This is a genomic window from Mycobacterium sp., from assembly GCF_039583805.1.
Classification (GTDB): Bacteria; Actinomycetota; Actinomycetes; order Mycobacteriales; family Mycobacteriaceae; genus Mycobacterium.
The window spans coordinates 1-15,260 of sequence record NZ_JAVKSH010000056.1; the positions used below are offsets into that span (position 1 = coordinate 1).

The window sequence follows — 15,260 nt, forward strand, 5'->3', positions numbered from 1 at the left end:
CCGGGATGATCGAAAGGCCGCGGTCCGAGTAGCATCTCCTGACATCGCGTCCTGCGCCGGCGGGGCGCTTCGTTGTGTCGAACAAGCCAGAAATTCCGTCGAACAAGCCGGAAATCCCGTCAGACAAGCAGGTGAGACCAGTGCCGACCGGCAAGGTGAAGTGGTACGACCCCGAGAAGGGCTTCGGCTTCCTGTCCCAGGAGGACGGCGAAGACGTGTACGTCCGTTCCTCGGCGTTGCCCGCGGGTGTCGCAGACCTCAAAGCCGGGCAGCGGGTCGAGTTCGGCTTGGCCACCGGTCGGCGGGGACCGCAGGCGTTGAGCCTCAAGCTGATCGACCCGCCGCCGAGCCTGCTTCGCACCCGTCGCGAGGGGCCCGCGGAGCACAAGCACAGCCCCGACGAACTGCATGGCATGGTCGAGGACATGATCACGCTGCTGGAGAGCAGCGTGCAGCCCGAACTGCGCAAGGGTCGCTACCCGGACCGCAAAACCGCACGGCGGGTCTCCGAGGTGGTCAAAGCCGTAGCCCGGGAATTGGACGCCTAGAACGCGATTTCCGGTGTAACAAAGTGCGCTATCGGGAACACTGGTAACCGAAACGTCAGTCGGTTCGAACCAGGGAGTTTCCAGTGGTGCAGCAGGTGCACGTCAGCGCGGAGCAAGCAAGAGCTGTCGCCGAGGAGGCGCGCGAAAGCGGTTGGGACAAGCCGTCGTTCGCCAAGGAAATCTTTCTCGGCCGCTTCTCGCTGGAGCTCATTCACCCCTTTCCCCGGCCCACTGACCAGGAAGCGGCCCGCAGCGAGGCGTTCCTGGTCACGCTGCGGGAGTTTCTCGGCGGTGTCGACGGCAGCGTCATCGAGCGGGACGCCCGGATTCCGGACGAGTACGTGAAGGGCTTTGCCGAGCTGGGTTGTTTCGGTATGAAAATCCCGTCGGAGTACGGCGGCTTGAACATGTCGCAGGTGGCCTACAACCGGGCCTTGATGATGGTCTCGACGGTGCATTCCAGCCTCGGTGCGCTGCTCTCGGCCCACCAGTCGATCGGGGTGCCGGAACCGCTGAAGCTGGCCGGGACACCCGAGCAGAAGCGGAAGTTCTTGCCGCGCTGTGCGGCCGGCGCGATCTCGGCGTTTCTGCTCACCGAACCGGACGTGGGTTCGGACCCGGCGCGCCTGGCGTCGACGGCGACGCCAGTCGACGACGGGCAGGCCTATGAGCTCGACGGCGTGAAGTTGTGGACCACCAACGGGGTGGTGGCCGATCTGCTGGTGGTGATGGCGCGCGTGCCCAAAAGCGAAGGGCATCGGGGGGGAGTGAGCGCGTTCGTCGTGGAGGCCGATTCGCCCGGCATCACCGTGGAGCGGCGGAATGCGTTCATGGGGTTGCGCGGCATTGAGAACGGCGTGACGAGGCTGCACCGGGTGCGGGTGCCCCGCGAGAACCTGATCGGGCGTGAAGGCGACGGCCTGAAGATCGCGCTGACCACTCTCAACGCCGGGCGGCTGGCCATACCCGCGATGGTGACCGGATCCGCCAAGTGGTCGCTGAAAATCGCGCGGGAATGGTCGCGCGAACGCGTGCAGTGGGGCAAGCCGGTCGGTGAGCATGAGGCGGTGGCCAAAAAGATCTCATTCATCGCCGCGACTTGTTACGCGCTGGAAGCCGTGGTGGAACTGTCGGGTCAGATGGCCGACGAGGGCCGCAACGACATCCGCATCGAGGCGGCACTGGCCAAGCTGTGGTCCAGCGAGGTGGCCTGCGTGATCGCCGACGAGCTGGTCCAGATCCGCGGTGGTCGCGGCTATGAGACCGCTGAGTCGCTGGCCGCCCGCGGGGAACGTGCGGTGCCGGCAGAGCAACAGGTGCGAGACCTGCGCATCAACCGCATCTTCGAAGGGTCGAGCGAGGTCATGCGGCTGCTGATCGCCCGGGAGGCCGTCGATACGCACCTGACCGCAGCCGGGGACCTCGCCGACCCCACGGCCGGCATCCGGCAGAAGGCGAAGGCGGCCCCCGCGGCCAGTAGGTTCTATGCAAAGTGGTTGCCGCAGCTGGCCTTCGGCGAAGGGCAGAAGCCGACGGCATATCGCGAGTTCGGCAACCTGGCTGCCCACCTGCGTTTCGTCGAGCGTTCCGCGCGCAAGCTGGCCCGCAGCACCTTCTACGGAATGGCGCGCTGGCAGGCCGCTTTGGAGGAAAAGCAAGGGTTCCTGGGCCGAATCGTGGATATCGGCGCGGAGCTGTTCGCCATGGCGGCGTCGTGCGTGCGGGCCGAGGCGCAGAGATCCGCCGACCCCGCCGAAGGCAGGCAGGCATACGTGCTGGCCGACGCGTTCTGTGCGCAGGCCACCTTGCGGGTGGAAGCACTGTTCCACGCGTTGTGGGCCAACACCGACGCCACCGATTCCGCGCTTGCGCGTGATGTGCTGGGGGGCCGCTACACCTGGCTGGAGGACGGGATCATCGATCAGTCGGAGGGCACCGGACCGTGGATCGCGCACTGGGAGTCCTGCGCCTCGACGCAGCGCAACCTTGCCCGACGGTTCCTGACGGTGCCGGAATCCTGAGGACGTGGCTTCCTACGTCGCCGAAGCCGGCGAGTTCACCCGCGACACCGCCTACATCACGACCCGCGTCACCGCCGACGGACGTGAAGGCTATCCGGTCGAGCCCGGCCGCTACCGATTGATCGTCGCGCGGGCCTGCCCGTGGGCCAACCGGGCCATCATCGTCCGACGGCTGCTGGGGCTGGAAAGTGCTATCTCGATGGGGTTTTGCGGTCCCACGCACGACGAGCGCAGCTGGACGTTCGACCTCGACCCGCACGGCGTCGACCCGGTGCTGAAAATTCCCCGGCTGCAAGACGCCTACTTCGCGCGCTTCCCGGACTACCCGAAAGGCATCACGGTCCCGGCGATCGTCGACGTGCCCACCGGCGCGGTGGTCACCAACGACTTCGCCCAGCTGACCCTGGACTTCTCCACCGAATGGACGTCCTACCACCGTGACGGAGCACCACAGCTCTACCCCGAGCCGTTGCGCGCCGAGATCGACGACGTCAACCGCAGGATCTACACCGAGATCAACAACGGTGTGTACCGCTGCGGCTTCGCCGGCTCACAACAGGCGTATGACGTGGCCTACGAACGGTTGTTCACCGCGCTGGACTGGGTGAGCGATCGGCTGGCGCGGCAGCGATATCTGGCGGGGGACACCATCACCGAAGCCGACGTTCGTCTGTTCACCACGCTGGCCCGATTCGACCCGGTCTATCACGGGCACTTCAAGTGCAATCGGTCGAAGCTGTCCGAGATGCCGGTGCTGTGGGCCTACGCGCGTGACCTGTTCCAGACACCGGGGTTCGGCGACACCGTGGACTTCGTGCAGATCAAGCAGCACTACTACATCGTGCACGCCGACATCAATCCCACCCGCATCGTGCCCGACGGCCCGGAACTGTCAGGCTGGCTGACATCGCATGGCCGAGAAGCGTTGGGCGGCAGGCCTTTCGGCGACGGCACGCCGCCCGCAGCGCCACCGGACGCCGAACGAGTGCCCGATGGCCACGGCCCCTGACAGCCGTCACCACACCAGGTGCACAGACCACTCCGCGTGCGGGGCGTCGCGCAGCTCGCCGGCCGGGTCGACGATCAGCGTCAGCAACTGCACGACGACGCCGGTCAGCCGGCCGCGCTGCGGGTCGACGGTCGGAATGGTGACCGCGAGCCGGGTGCCGGGCCGAAAATTGGTCGTCGTGGCGTCGACCGGATCCTGGTACACCAGCAGCAGCCGCCACGGCGCCCGTCCGATCGCCGTCGGCACCGAGAGCTGCACCGGCTCCCACGCGTTCACCGGCAGCTCGCCCTGCGTCTGCGGGGTCCGACACTCGTTGAGGTCCAACGGTTTGCAATACAGATACGGCCCTACCCGGACCAGATGGCCGTGCGAGTAGGCGCTGATCTCGGGTTGCACCGGGCTGTGCGGACGCGCGAGCTGCCACGCACCGACGCCGCCGGCCGACGCCAGCAGCACGACCGCGAGCAGCGCGGTGACGCGGCGCGTCACCCCCGCGCCGCCGCCGCGGTATCGCTGCCGCGACGGCCGCTTTCCTGTTCGACCATGACCGGTCGGTTGCCGCCGAACCCGGGAATCAACGAGTCGCCGCGGAAGCTGACCACCGTCTGCGCCAGGCCGAGGATCAGCAAAGCGCTGACGACGCTGAACCCGACCCACAGCTCGGTGTACACCAGCACGCCCAGCGCGCCCCCGAGCACCCAGGCCAGCTGCAGCGTCGACTCCGAGCGCCCGAACGCCGATGCACGCGACTGCTCGGGCAGGTCGTCTTGCAGGGATGCGTCGAGGGCGGCCTTGGCAATAGCGCTGGACCCGGACGTGACCAGCGTGGCGACCGCGGCGACCAGCAGGTTGCCGCCCACCGCCGCCGCGAGCGCGGCGACGGTGACGGCGGTGGTGCAGCGCACCACCAGCACGGCGGGCCGACCCAGCCTCAGCCGTGCGCTGGCGAAGTTTCCGGCGAAGTTCCCGACGCCGGCCGCGGCGCCGATCAGTCCGAGTATGCCCAGCTGCACCCACCCGCTGGCGTCGTGCGCCTTGGCGACGAACGCCGGATACAAGAACAGGAAGCCCACCATCACCTTGATTGCGCAGTTACCCCACAGCGCGGTGATGATGTTGCGGCCCAACGGTTGTCGAAGAGCAGCACTGGTTCGGCGGCGCTGCTCGGACCCGCTGGAAACGGCGTGCGGATAGTGGTAGCTCAACGTGGTGGGCACTTCGCCCGCGGTCACCTCCACCCAGCGCGGGATGCGCATCGACAACCAGGCGCCGGCCACGGTGACCGGGACGAGGACGAACAGCGCACCCGGCAGCGCGAACAGGTGGTCGAACACGTACTCAACGCCGGCCGCGATGCCGCCGCCGACAATGGTGCCGCCCAGCAGACCGAACACGGTCAGCCGGGAGTTGACCCGCACGAGGTCGATGGTCGGGGGCATCACCCGAGGCGTCACCGCGCTGCGCAGCACCGAAAACGACTTCGACAGCACCATCATGGCCAGTGCGCACGGGTAGAGCACCCACGACGGGAAGCTGCCGGTGGCGCCGTCGTAGTTCGTGATCAGCACCACCGCCAGGGCGGTGCGCAGCACGAACGACAGCGCCAGCGCGACGCGCCGGCCGTGCTGCAGCCGGTCCAGCGCCGGACCGATCAGCGGGGCGATCACCGCGAACGGCGCGATGGTGATCAACAGGTACAGCGCCACCCGGTCCTTGCTCTCGCCGCCGGCCGCGGCGAAGAACAGCGTGTTGGCCAGTGCGACGGCCATCGCGGAGTCGACCGCGAAATTCGCCACCACCGGCCAGGTCAGCGCCGTCAGCCCCGACCTGTCGGCGCCGTCGGCGGTGGCGGCCCGGTGCACCAACCAGTACATCCGGGAACCCATCTCGCGGCTGCGTTGGGCCGCCGCGCGGGTGACGGTGACCCGGTCGTCGCCGGCAGATCTGCGCGGGGGGTCGGCGCGGCGGTTGGGCTCTGACGGCTGGCCCAGCGGCGGCAGGTAGCGGTTGGCGCTGGGTATCGGCGACGGGCGTCGCGGTCGGCGAGCCGCCGCGCCGTCCGCCGGGTAGTTGGCCACCCCGGGATGCTCGGTTCGGTGATCGCGTGGACGTCCGGACACGCATCAATTCTCACCTATCCCAGCCGATCGGGTGGGCAGGCAACGGGTGTGGCTGTCCGGCGTGGTTCTACGGCAGTATTGGAGGCCTATGGAGACAGCGGACAGCGTTACCGGGCCCGCCGGGCCATCCACGACGGCCGAACCGCCGGACGAGGTGGCGGCGGTTCTCAACGGTGCGGTCGAGCAGGCGCGCGCGGCCGTCGCCGAGTTCAGCGGCGCCGACACGGTTGGCGACTACCTGGGGGTTGGCGTCGACGACCCGACCGCCGCGACGCATCGGTTCCTGGCCCGTCTGCCCGGTTATCAGGGGTGGCAGTGGGCCGTCGTGGTGGCCGCCTACCCGGGATCAGACCATGCCACGATCAGCGAGGTGGTGCTGGTGCCGGGGCCGACGGCGTTGCTGGCGCCCGAGTGGGTGCCGTGGGATCAGCGGATCCGTCCGGGCGACCTGAGTCCGGGAGACCTGCTCGCGCCGGCAGCGGATGATCCGCGGCTGGTGCCCGGTCATACCGCCAGTGGTGACCCGCTGGTCGACGACACCGCTGCGCAGATCGGCCTGGGTCGGCGCTGGGTGATGAGTCCCTGGGGTCGCGCGCAGGCGGCTCAGCGGTGGCACGACGGCGACTACGGGCCCGACTCGTCGATGGCGCGCTCCACCAGGCGGGTGTGCCGGGACTGCGGCTTCTTCGTGCCGTTGGCCGGGTCGCTGGGGGCGATGTTCGGGGTGTGCGGCAACGAACTCGCCGCCGACGGGCACGTCGTCGACAACCAGTACGGTTGCGGTGCGCATTCGGACACGCCGGCGACCGCGGGCGGCGGGTCACCGGCGTACGAGCCCTACGACGACGGGGTGCTCGACGTCACCGGCGGCCCGGCGGAGTCGACGGGCTAACTCCCGGCGGCGGCCTTGATCTTGGCCAGCGAGGCGTTCATCCCGTCCACCAGCTCCCGCTCGAAGTTGGCCACCCCGCCGAACAGCGCGTTTACCGTCAGGTTCGATATCGCCGCGACGCCGGTCTCGGCGTGCCGGCTCTCGATAACCCGGGTGCCCTCCGGGATGGGCTGCAACTCGTAGCTCCAGACGGTGTTGTTGGCGTTGACCTTGAAGGCCAGCTTCTGCTCGGGGATCACCTCGGTGATGGTGCAGGTCGTCGGCCAGAACAGGCGGTTGCGGCGGTTGAGGTTGAGGGTGCGGGTGCCCTGGCGCAACGGGCCGAGCGGCTGCATCCGTCGGCACTGGGGGCTCCATTGCGGCATGCGGCGCAAGTCGGAAATCAACGCCCACACCGTGCCAACTGGCGCGTTGATGTCGACCTGTGCCTGTAGGAGCGGAGCTGCCATGGACGTCATACCTCCTGGGAGTTGCGGTTGGGTTCCAGTCCGGTCTGGGCGCCGCGCGCGCCGCGCCGCGCCGCGTCACGTTGCCACACGAAGATCGCGGTGCCGGCCAGCCCGACGGCCAGCCCCGCCACGGTCACCGGCCGCCAGCTCTGAAGCGCCGGGACCGCGAACGCGGCGACGGCGGCGGCCAGCCACGCCACTGCGCCCACCGCGATGACCGGCCACACCGCCAGCAGTGCGGCCGGCGGCGGCGGAGTTCGGCTGGGCTCGTCGGACATCGCCCTAACGATAGCCACGCGCCGGGCGTCCACGGAAACGATCCGAGTCGGCGAATCACGGTCGACGGCACGGCGCGGTGTCGTACCCTTCGCGCTGTGGCCGACGTCGACACCGGGCTGGCCAGCGACCTGTCGCTGGCCGTCATGCGGCTGTCCCGCCAGCTGCGGTTTCGGCGCCCGAACTCCCCGGTGTCGCTGTCGCAGCTGTCTGCGCTCGCGACGCTGTACAAGGACGGCCCGATGACACCCGGCGCGCTGGCCATCCGGGAACGCGTTCGCCCGCCGTCGATGACGCGGGTGATCGCGTCGCTGGCCGATTTGGGTTTCGTGGACCGCTCGCCCCACCCCGGCGACGGTCGTCAGGTTCTGGTCGAGGTGTCCGATGCCGGTGCCGAGCTGATGGAGGCTGAACGCCGGGCCAGCCGGGAATGGCTCGCGGAGCAACTCGCGTCACTGTCCGGCTCCGAGCGCGACATCCTGCGTGAAGCGGCCGATCTGATGTTGGCTCTGGTCGGCGAAAGCCTTTGAGAGCAAAAGCTTTCGACGGGGGCGACCGACCGGCCCGCTACGCGCGGGCTCGAACCTGATAGCCGGAGGCTGCTCCGGGGCGGCTGCGGCCCGCGTCGCCGCCGGGCTAGGGTCGGCTCGTGACCGATGAATCCACCCCGTGGGCAACGGGTTTGACTGTGGCGGGGTTCGTCGCCGCGGTGATCGGGGTTGCGATCGTGGTGCTGAGTCGCGGGCTGATACGGGTGCATCCGCTGTTGGCCGTCGGGCTCAACGTGGTGGCCGCCGGCGGGCTGGCGCCGACGCTGTGGGGGTGGCGGCGTACCCCGGTGTTGCGCTGGTTCGTGCTGGGCGCGGCGGTGGGGGTGGCGGCTGCCTGGCTGACGCTGCTCACCATGGCGGCGTTCGGGTAGGGGCCGGGGTGTCAGCGCTGCACGGCGCCGGAGCGCACGCCCAGGAGCACGTCCTCCCAGGCGGGCACCGGGGGCTTGCCGCGGTGTGCCCGTGCGGGCCGGGTCTGGTGTTGCGGGGTCGGGTCGCCGGCCGGTGGGGTGGCGGGCTCGTCGAAGTCGAGCTGGGCGACCGGGGCGACCGGACGCAGCGGGCGGTCGAAGTTCGGGTCGATCAGCTCGCCGGCGGGGTCGTCGACAGCGGTGACCGTCCCGCCGTGGGCCCCGGGAGTGAAGCGGAAATGCGCGAGGTTGTCCGAGCGCCCCGCCTTCCAGCCCAGTTGAACCGTCCAGCGTCCGTCCTCGTTGCGCCAGGCGTCCCAGGTGATGCCGCCGGGGTTGAGGCCGCGCGCCACCAAAGCTGCGGAAACGGTCTCCAGCAGGGTCAGCACGGTGGGGCCGTCGGCCAGAATCGGGTGCGCGGCGGTTGCCAGCTCGGCTGCCCGCGAGCGTTCCAGCAGCACCGGGTGGGCGAATCGCCGGACCCGTTCGATGTCGACTCCGGCGCTGGCCGCTAGCTGCTCGACGGATGCACCCGCACGGATGCGCGCCTGAATCTCCCTGGGCGGCAGCATCGTACTGGCCTCGATATCGATCTCGGTCTGACCGACGCGTGCGCCGTCGCCGCGCACCGCGGCCCGCAACCGGTCATCGGCGCGCAGCTTGAAGGTGTCGGCTGGCTCCCCGTTGTCGTCGCAGCCTTCGCAGATGATGTGTTTGCCATCGACGTCGAGTCCAACGACCTTGAGTTCTCGCATGGCGTCTCCTCGCGAGGCTGCTCGCAGACCGGCCGGGCCTGTCAGGTGCGGACTCTAGTACAGCGAACGGCGATAACCGTGCTGACACGCGGGCGATCCGTTTGCCGGCTGGAGTGCGGCTAGAGCCGTTCGACCACCCAGTCGACGCAGGCGGTGAGAGCGCTGACGTCGTCGGGCTCGACCGCGGGGAACATCGCGACCCGCAACTGGTTGCGGCCGAGTTTGCGGTACGGCTCGGTGTCAACAATCCCGTTGGCACGCAACACTTTTGCGACGGCAGACGCATCCACGTCGTCGCTGAAGTCGATGGTGCCCACCACTTGCGAGCGCAGCCGCGGGTCGGCGACGAACGGCGTGGTGTAGGGGCGGTCCTGCGCCCAGGAGTACAACCGATGCGACGAGTCGGCGGTGCGGGCGACCGCCCAGTCCAGCCCGCCGTTGCCCAGCAGCCAGTCGATCTGCTCGGCCAGCAACACCAGGGTTGCGATCGCCGGGGTGTTGTAGGTCTGGTTCTTAAGGCTGTTGTCCACCGCGATCGGCAGCGACAGGAATTCGGGCGCCCAGCGCCCGGACGCGGCGACGGCGTCGATGCGCGCCAGTGCCGCCGGGCTCAGAATCGCCAGCCACAGGCCGCCGTCGCTGGCGAAATTCTTCTGCGGGGCGAAGTAGTAGGCGTCGGTGTGGCTGATGTCGACCGGCAGCCCGCCGGCGCCGGAGGTGGCGTCGATCAGAACCAGTGCGTCCTCGGAGTCGGCGGGGCGACGCACCGGCACCGCCACCCCGGTCGAGGTCTCGTTGTGCGCCCACGCGATCGTGTCGACCGACGGGTCGCTGCGCGGCTCCGGGGCGCTGCCGGGATCAGCGGTGATGACGATCGGCTCGCCGACGAACGGGTTCTTGGCGACCGCCGACGCGAACTTCGCGCTGAACTCGCCGTAGCTCAGGTGCAGCGACCGCTGGTCGATCAGCCCGAACGCGGCGGCGTCCCAGAACGCGGTCGCACCGCCGTTGCCGAGCACCACCTCGTAGCCGTCGGGCACCGAGAAGAGCTCCCGCAGCCCCGTGCGCACCCGGCCGACCAAGCCTTTCACCGGGGCTTGCCGGTGCGAGGTGCCGAAAAGCGCCGCGGCGCTGGTCGTCAGCGCCTGCAGCTGCTGGGGACGGACCTTCGAGGGTCCCGATCCGAATCGGCCGTCGCCGGGCTTGATGGCCCCGGGAATGGTCAGGGAATCTGCGAGCGCCTCAGCCATGGGCATCAGGGTAGTGACCGCGGTGTTGTGAGCCGGGTCACACGGGGTGGTCGACCGGCGGTGCGCCACCGCAGCGAATAGGGTCTGGCAAGAATGCGATACCTGCGGTACCGTCTGTGGACACACCAGTTCCCAATGTAAACCTGCGCGGGGAGGCTTCACGTGGATCGGACGAGGATCGTGCGGCGCTGGCGTCGCAACATGGATGTGCTCGACGACACCGAGTACGCCGAGATGCTGCGCACACTGTCCGAGGGGTCGGTGCGCCGCAACTTCAACCCCTACACCGACATCGACTGGGAGTCACCGGAGTTCGCCGTCGTCGACAACGACCCGCGCTGGAAGCTGGCGGCCAGCGACCCGCTCGGACGCCACCCGTGGTACCGGGCGCAGTCCGAGGAACGCCAGATCAAGATCGGCATGTGGCGCCAGGCGAACGTGGCCAAAGTCGGCCTGCACTTCGAGTCCATCCTGATCCGGGGGCTGATGGAATACGCGTTTTGGGTGCCCAACGGATCCCCGGAGTACCGCTACTGCCTGCACGAGGCGGTCGAAGAGTGCAACCACACCATGATGTTCCAAGAGATGGTGAATCGCATCGGCGCCGACGTCCCGGGCATGCCGCGGTTGCTGAAGTGGCTGCAGCCGCTGATCCCGCTGGTGGCCGGTCCGCTGCCGGTCCCGTTCTGGTTCGGCATCCTCGCCGGCGAAGAGCCCATCGACCACACCCAGAAGAACCTGCTGCGCGAGGGCAAGACGCTGCACCCGATCATGGAACGGGTGATTGCCATTCACGTGGCCGAGGAGGCCCGGCACATCTCGTTTGCCCACGAGTATCTGCGCAAACGTGTTCCGCTCCTGTCCCGAGGGCAACGGTTCTGGCTGTCGCTGAATGTGCCGGTGGTGATGCGGGTGCTGTGCTCGGCGATCGTGGTTCCGCCGAAGGCCTTCTGGAACGAGTTCGACATCCCGCGCAGCGTCCGCAAAGACGTGTTCTTCCGTTCACCGGAGTCGCGGCAGACGCTGCGCGACATGTTCGCCGACGTGCGGATGCTCTGTGGGGACACCGGCCTGATGAACCCCGTCGCCAAGCTGGTGTGGCGGATCTGCAAGATCGACGGCCACCCCTCGCGCTACCGCAGCGAGCCGCAGCGCCAGCACCTGGTCACCGCACCGGCCGCCTGACGCGTCCGCTGTCTGATGCCGCACGTCATCACCCAGTCGTGCTGTAACGACGGGTCCTGCGTGTTCGCGTGTCCGGTGAACTGCATCCACCCGACACCGGACGAGCCCGGCTTCGCCACCTCCGAGATGCTCTACATCGATCCGGTGGCGTGTGTGGACTGCGGCGCGTGCGTGCGAGCCTGCCCGGTCGGCGCCATCGCGCCCGACACCCGACTGGGGCCCGACCAGCAGCCGTTCGTCGCCGTCAACGCGTCCTACTATCCGCAGCGCCCGGCCGGCCAGAAGCTGCCGCCCACATCGAAACTCGCGCCGGTGATGCCGGCCCCGCAGGTACGGCGCGGCCCGCTGACCGTGGCGATCGTCGGGTCGGGACCGGCCGCCATGTACGCCGCCGACGAACTGCTGACCCAGCCGGGGGTGCGGGTCGATGTGTTCGAAAAGCTGCCCACGCCTTATGGTTTGGTCCGCGCCGGGGTGGCCCCCGACCACCAGGCCACCAAGCGGGTCACCGGGCTCTTCGACCGGGTCGCTCAGCGCCGTGAATTCCAGTTCTATCTCAACGTCGAGGTGGGCAGGCACCTGAGCCACGCCGACCTGCTGGCCCACCACCACGCCGTGATCTACGCCGTCGGCGCACCCGACGATCGCCGGCTGGACGTCGACGGCATGGGACTGCCCGGTACCGGCACCGCCACCGAGATCGTGGCCTGGATCAACGGTCATCCCGGATTCACCTCTCTGCCAGTCGATCTCAGCCATGAGCGGGTTGTCATCGTCGGCAACGGCAACGTCGCGCTGGACGTGGCCAGGGTGCTCACCGCGGACCCCGACGACCTGGCCCGCACCGACATCTCCGACCACGCGTTGGCGGCACTGCGCGGGTCACGGGTGCAGGAGGTGGTGATCGCCGCCCGGCGGGGTCCGGCGCAGTCGGCGTTCACGCTGCCCGAACTGATCGGGCTGACCGGCGCGGCCGAGGTGGTGCTCGACGCGCAAGACCACGAGCTGGTGCGGCGTGATCTCGCTGCCGCGTCCGACGGCGCGACCCGCCAGAAGCTGGAAGTCCTCGGCAAACTCGGCGACGCCGGCGTCGATGGGCCGCCCCCGGCGTCGCGGCCGCGGATCCGGCTGGCCTACCAGCTGACACCCAAACGGTTCCTGGGGTCGCGGCGGGCCACCGGCATGGAGTTCTCGGTGACCGGCACCGACGAGGTGCGCCAACTCGATGCCGGGCTGATTCTGACGTCGATTGGTTACCACGGCAACGCAATTCGCGGTCTGCCTTTCGACGAGAAGGCTGGTGTTGTGCCGAATGACCGCGGCCGCGTCGTCGACCCGAGCTCCGGACGGCCGGTGCCGGGCGCGTACGTAGCCGGCTGGATCAAGCGCGGCCCCACCGGCTTCATCGGTACCAACAAGTCGTGCGCGATGCACACCGTCGAGCAGTTGGTCGATGATTTCAACGCCGGGCTGCTCGCCGATCCGGTGGCCGGGCCGCGCGCGTTGGTCAGGCTGGTGCACGCCCGCCAGCCCGACGTCGTCGACGCAGCCGGCTGGCGGGCGATCGACGCCACCGAGATCGCCCGGGGCGCCGCCGACGAGCGGCCCCGCGACAAGTTCACCTCGATCGCCGACATGCTGGCGGTCGCCGCGAACGCACCGAAACCCTCACTGCGGCAACGGCTGGCTGACGGACTGGGTCGGTTGGTGTAGCGCGGTTTCCCGTCTGTCACACACGCCCCCGCCGCGCGGAGACTGCTGTGGCAGAAGTGACCCTCGTCGCCCGGCGTCAGCCGGCGTGGACCTGGTCCCAGCCCTCGACCGCCTCGGGGCTGCGCGGATCTGGGCCGACGTAGATGGCCGACGGGCGGACCAGCTTGCCCAGCCGCTTCTGTTCAAGGATGTGCGCGCACCAGCCTGCGGTGCGCCCGCAGGTGAACATCGCCGGCATCATCTTGGAGGGCACCCGGGCGAAGTCGAGGATCACCGCTGCCCAGAACTCGACGTTGGTCTCGATCGCCCGGTCCGGGCGGCGCTCCCGCAGCTCGGACAGCGCCGCCTGCTCCACCGCCACCGCCACCTCGTAGCGCGGTGCGCCCAGCCGCTGGGCGGTCGCCCGCAGCACCCGGGCCCGGGGGTCCTCCGCGCGGTACACGCGGTGCCCGAATCCCATCAGCTTCTCGCCGCGGTCCAGGATGCCTTTGACCAGGCCGCGGGCGTCACCGGTGCGCTCGACCTCTTCGAGCATCGGCAGCACCCGGGCGGGCGCGCCGCCGTGCAGCGGGCCGCTCATCGCGCCGATGGCACCCGACAGTGCCGCCGCCACGTCGGCGCCGGTGGAGGCGATCACCCGCGCGGTGAACGTCGAGGCGTTCATCCCGTGCTCGGCGGCCGACACCCAGTAGGCGTCGACGGCCTCGACGTGGCGCGGATCCGGCTCGCCCTGCCATCGGGTCATGAAACGTGCTGTGACAGTGCGGCATTCGTCAATGATCCGCTGTGGCACAGCCGGCTGGTAGATGCCGCGCGCCGACTGCGCCACGTAGGACAGCGCCATCACCGACGCGCGGGCCAGCTGGTCGCGGGCGGTGGCGTCGTCGATGTCCAACAGCGGCGCGTATCCCCAGATCGGGGCCAGCATGGCCAGACCCGCTTGCACATCGACCCGCACATCGCCGCTGTGGATCGGCAGCGGGAACGGTTCGGCGGGCGGCAGCCCGCGGCCGAACTTGCCGTCCACCAGCAATGCCCACGCGTCGCCGAAGGTGACGTGCCGGCCGACCAAATCCTCGATGTCCACACCGCGGTAGCGCAGCGCGCCGCCGTCCTTGTCCGGCTCGGCGATCTCGGTGGTGAAGGCCACGACGCCTTCGAGACCGGCGACGAAATTCTCCGGGACCACAGTCATGGGGAAATTCTTGCATGTCGGCCCGGACCGGTCGCTACCGGTCGGTAACGAGGTCGGGGGTAGCGTGGGCGCGGTGGCAGGACCCGACGAGGACCGCGTGGCCGAACGCCTGGCAGCCATGCGGGTGGAGTACGGCTCCGTCGAGAAGGACGGCAGCGACGACCTCGACGTCGACTGGCTCGACGACGGGTGGCTTGCCCTGGTGCGCAGGTGGGTCGCCGACGCCGAGCGCGCAGAGGTGGCCGAACCCAACGCCATGGTGTTGGCCACCGTCGAATCGGGGCGCCCGGTCAGCCGGTCGGTGCTGTGCAAGGCCGTCGACGAGCACGGCGTCGTCTTCTTTACCAACTACGACTCGGCCAAGGGCGCCGAGCTGGCGGCGACGCCCTACGCGTCGGCGACCTTCCCGTGGTACCAGCTGGGCCGGCAGTTTCACATCCGCGGCCCGGTGACCCGGGTCGATCGCGGGGCCACCGAGGACTACTGGTCCAAGCGGCCGCGCGGTTCGCAGCTGGGGGCCTGGGCGTCGCACCAGTCGCAACCGATTTCCTCGCGCGCGGCGCTGCTCGGCCAGCTCGCCGAGGTCACCGCCCGCTTCGCCGACACCGAGAGCATCCCGGTGCCGCCGAACTGGGGCGGTTACCGCATCGCCCCCGACGTGGTCGAGTTCTGGCAGGGCCGGGAGAACCGCCTGCACAACCGGATTCGGGTGATCGGCGGCCGCGTCGAACGCCTGCAGCCGTGAGCCCGGCCCGACGCCGGGCACCTGTGACGGAACCCCGGCAGGCGCGCGCTCGCAAAGGCGACTAGGTTCTACGCTGTATCCCGCCGATCATCGAGACACGCACGCAAAGGGGTTCTCGTGGCCGCACCCGACGACAAAGCC

The 15,260-nt window shown here is 69.3% G+C and carries 16 protein-coding genes; 9 read left to right on the plus strand and 7 right to left on the minus strand.

Annotation, left to right across the window (positions count from 1 at the left end):
* The first annotated feature begins 140 nt into the window (after window positions 1–140).
* The 3 genes from ABDW21_RS09390 (at window position 141) to ABDW21_RS09400 (ending at window position 3,578) form a co-directional block, all read left to right on the plus strand.
* Window positions 141–548, plus strand: coding sequence for a cold-shock protein (locus tag ABDW21_RS09390; protein WP_343603037.1), 408 nt, complete (start codon window positions 141–143; stop codon window positions 546–548).
* 83 nt (window positions 549–631) lie between these two features.
* On the plus strand, window positions 632–2,569 hold the full coding sequence (locus ABDW21_RS09395; protein WP_343710341.1) for an acyl-CoA dehydrogenase family protein: 1,938 nt from the start codon (window positions 632–634) through the stop codon (window positions 2,567–2,569).
* Between the two features lie 4 nt (window positions 2,570–2,573).
* On the plus strand, window positions 2,574–3,578 hold the full coding sequence (locus ABDW21_RS09400; RefSeq protein ID WP_343603041.1) for a glutathione S-transferase C-terminal domain-containing protein: 1,005 nt from the start codon (window positions 2,574–2,576) through the stop codon (window positions 3,576–3,578).
* 6 nt (window positions 3,579–3,584) lie between these two features.
* Here ABDW21_RS09400 and ABDW21_RS09405 read toward each other — a convergent pair whose 3' ends face one another.
* Both ABDW21_RS09405 and ABDW21_RS09410 read right to left on the minus strand, forming a co-directional pair.
* Entirely contained in the window at window positions 3,585–4,067 is a 483-nt protein-coding gene (locus ABDW21_RS09405; protein WP_343603043.1) for a DUF2771 domain-containing protein, read from the minus strand.
* Window positions 4,064–5,698: an MFS transporter gene (locus ABDW21_RS09410; protein WP_343603045.1), complete on the minus strand. Its 1,635-nt coding sequence runs from the start codon at window positions 5,696–5,698 to the stop codon at window positions 4,064–4,066. The genes ABDW21_RS09405 and ABDW21_RS09410 overlap by 4 nt, the downstream gene beginning before the upstream one ends.
* An 88-nt stretch (window positions 5,699–5,786) precedes the next feature.
* On the opposite strand from ABDW21_RS09410, the gene ABDW21_RS09415 reads away from it, so the two are divergent.
* Complete coding sequence (locus tag ABDW21_RS09415; RefSeq protein ID WP_343710342.1) at window positions 5,787–6,590, plus strand: DUF3027 domain-containing protein; 804 nt, start codon at window positions 5,787–5,789, stop codon at window positions 6,588–6,590.
* On the opposite strand, the gene ABDW21_RS09420 is transcribed toward ABDW21_RS09415, so the two are convergent.
* Both ABDW21_RS09420 and ABDW21_RS09425 read right to left on the minus strand, forming a co-directional pair.
* A complete protein-coding gene (locus ABDW21_RS09420) occupies window positions 6,587–7,039 on the minus strand; it encodes an SRPBCC family protein (protein WP_343710343.1) in 453 nt (150 codons plus the stop codon). The two genes, ABDW21_RS09415 and ABDW21_RS09420, sit on opposite strands and share 4 nt — an antisense overlap.
* 5 nt (window positions 7,040–7,044) lie before the next feature.
* Window positions 7,045–7,317 (minus strand): DUF2530 domain-containing protein, encoded by a 273-nt coding sequence (locus ABDW21_RS09425; protein ID WP_343710344.1) that lies wholly within the window; start codon window positions 7,315–7,317, stop codon window positions 7,045–7,047.
* Window positions 7,318–7,461: 144 nt separating this feature from the next.
* On the opposite strand from ABDW21_RS09425, the gene ABDW21_RS09430 reads away from it, so the two are divergent.
* Together ABDW21_RS09430 and ABDW21_RS09435 are read left to right on the plus strand one after the other, a co-directional pair.
* On the plus strand, window positions 7,462–7,845 hold the full coding sequence (locus ABDW21_RS09430) for a MarR family transcriptional regulator (RefSeq protein WP_343710349.1): 384 nt from the start codon (window positions 7,462–7,464) through the stop codon (window positions 7,843–7,845).
* A gap of 119 nt (window positions 7,846–7,964) precedes the next feature.
* Window positions 7,965–8,237, plus strand: coding sequence for a DUF2537 domain-containing protein (locus ABDW21_RS09435; RefSeq protein WP_343601999.1), 273 nt, complete (start codon window positions 7,965–7,967; stop codon window positions 8,235–8,237).
* Between the two features lie 11 nt (window positions 8,238–8,248).
* Here ABDW21_RS09435 and sepH read toward each other — a convergent pair whose 3' ends face one another.
* Window positions 8,249–9,031, minus strand: coding sequence for a septation protein SepH (gene sepH, locus ABDW21_RS09440; RefSeq protein ID WP_343602001.1), 783 nt, complete (start codon window positions 9,029–9,031; stop codon window positions 8,249–8,251).
* 119 nt (window positions 9,032–9,150) lie between these two features.
* The gene (serC, locus tag ABDW21_RS09445) at window positions 9,151–10,281 is read right to left on the minus strand and encodes a phosphoserine transaminase (protein WP_343602003.1); all 1,131 of its coding nucleotides are present in this window, start codon (window positions 10,279–10,281) and stop codon (window positions 9,151–9,153) included.
* 162 nt (window positions 10,282–10,443) lie between these two features.
* Between serC and ABDW21_RS09450 the strand changes: the two genes are divergently transcribed.
* Together ABDW21_RS09450 and ABDW21_RS09455 are read left to right on the plus strand one after the other, a co-directional pair.
* Window positions 10,444–11,466 (plus strand): diiron oxygenase, encoded by a 1,023-nt coding sequence (locus ABDW21_RS09450; RefSeq protein ID WP_343710345.1) that lies wholly within the window; start codon window positions 10,444–10,446, stop codon window positions 11,464–11,466.
* Window positions 11,467–11,481: 15 nt separating this feature from the next.
* Entirely contained in the window at window positions 11,482–13,179 is a 1,698-nt protein-coding gene (locus ABDW21_RS09455) for an FAD-dependent oxidoreductase (RefSeq protein ID WP_343710346.1), read from the plus strand.
* A 76-nt stretch (window positions 13,180–13,255) separates the two neighbouring features.
* On the opposite strand, the gene ABDW21_RS09460 is transcribed toward ABDW21_RS09455, so the two are convergent.
* Window positions 13,256–14,374, minus strand: a complete 1,119-nt coding sequence (locus ABDW21_RS09460; protein ID WP_343602008.1) for a citrate synthase 2 — start codon at window positions 14,372–14,374, stop codon at window positions 13,256–13,258.
* Between the two features lie 118 nt (window positions 14,375–14,492).
* Here ABDW21_RS09460 and pdxH point away from each other — a divergent pair, with 118 nt between their 5' ends.
* Window positions 14,493–15,119, plus strand: coding sequence for a pyridoxamine 5'-phosphate oxidase (gene pdxH / locus ABDW21_RS09465; protein ID WP_343602018.1), 627 nt, complete (start codon window positions 14,493–14,495; stop codon window positions 15,117–15,119).
* The last annotated feature ends 141 nt before the right edge of the window (window positions 15,120–15,260 follow it).

Excerpts from the sequence above, each read along its gene's own strand:
- ABDW21_RS09460 (WP_343602008.1), bottom strand. The coding sequence starts at position 14,374 with ATGACTGTGGTCCCGGAGAATTTCGTCGCCGGTCTCGAAGGCGTCGTG.
- pdxH (WP_343602018.1), top strand. The coding sequence starts at position 14,493 with ATGCGGGTGGAGTACGGCTCCGTCGAGAAGGACGGCAGCGACGACCTC.
- ABDW21_RS09425 (WP_343710344.1), bottom strand. The coding sequence starts at position 7,317 with ATGTCCGACGAGCCCAGCCGAACTCCGCCGCCGCCGGCCGCACTGCTG.
- ABDW21_RS09415 (WP_343710342.1), top strand. The coding sequence starts at position 5,787 with ATGGAGACAGCGGACAGCGTTACCGGGCCCGCCGGGCCATCCACGACG.
- ABDW21_RS09455 (WP_343710346.1), top strand. The coding sequence starts at position 11,482 with ATGCCGCACGTCATCACCCAGTCGTGCTGTAACGACGGGTCCTGCGTG.
- serC (WP_343602003.1), bottom strand. The coding sequence starts at position 10,281 with ATGGCTGAGGCGCTCGCAGATTCCCTGACCATTCCCGGGGCCATCAAG.
- ABDW21_RS09420 (WP_343710343.1), bottom strand. The coding sequence starts at position 7,039 with ATGGCAGCTCCGCTCCTACAGGCACAGGTCGACATCAACGCGCCAGTT.
- ABDW21_RS09430 (WP_343710349.1), top strand. The coding sequence starts at position 7,462 with ATGCGGCTGTCCCGCCAGCTGCGGTTTCGGCGCCCGAACTCCCCGGTG.
- sepH (WP_343602001.1), bottom strand. The coding sequence starts at position 9,031 with ATGCGAGAACTCAAGGTCGTTGGACTCGACGTCGATGGCAAACACATC.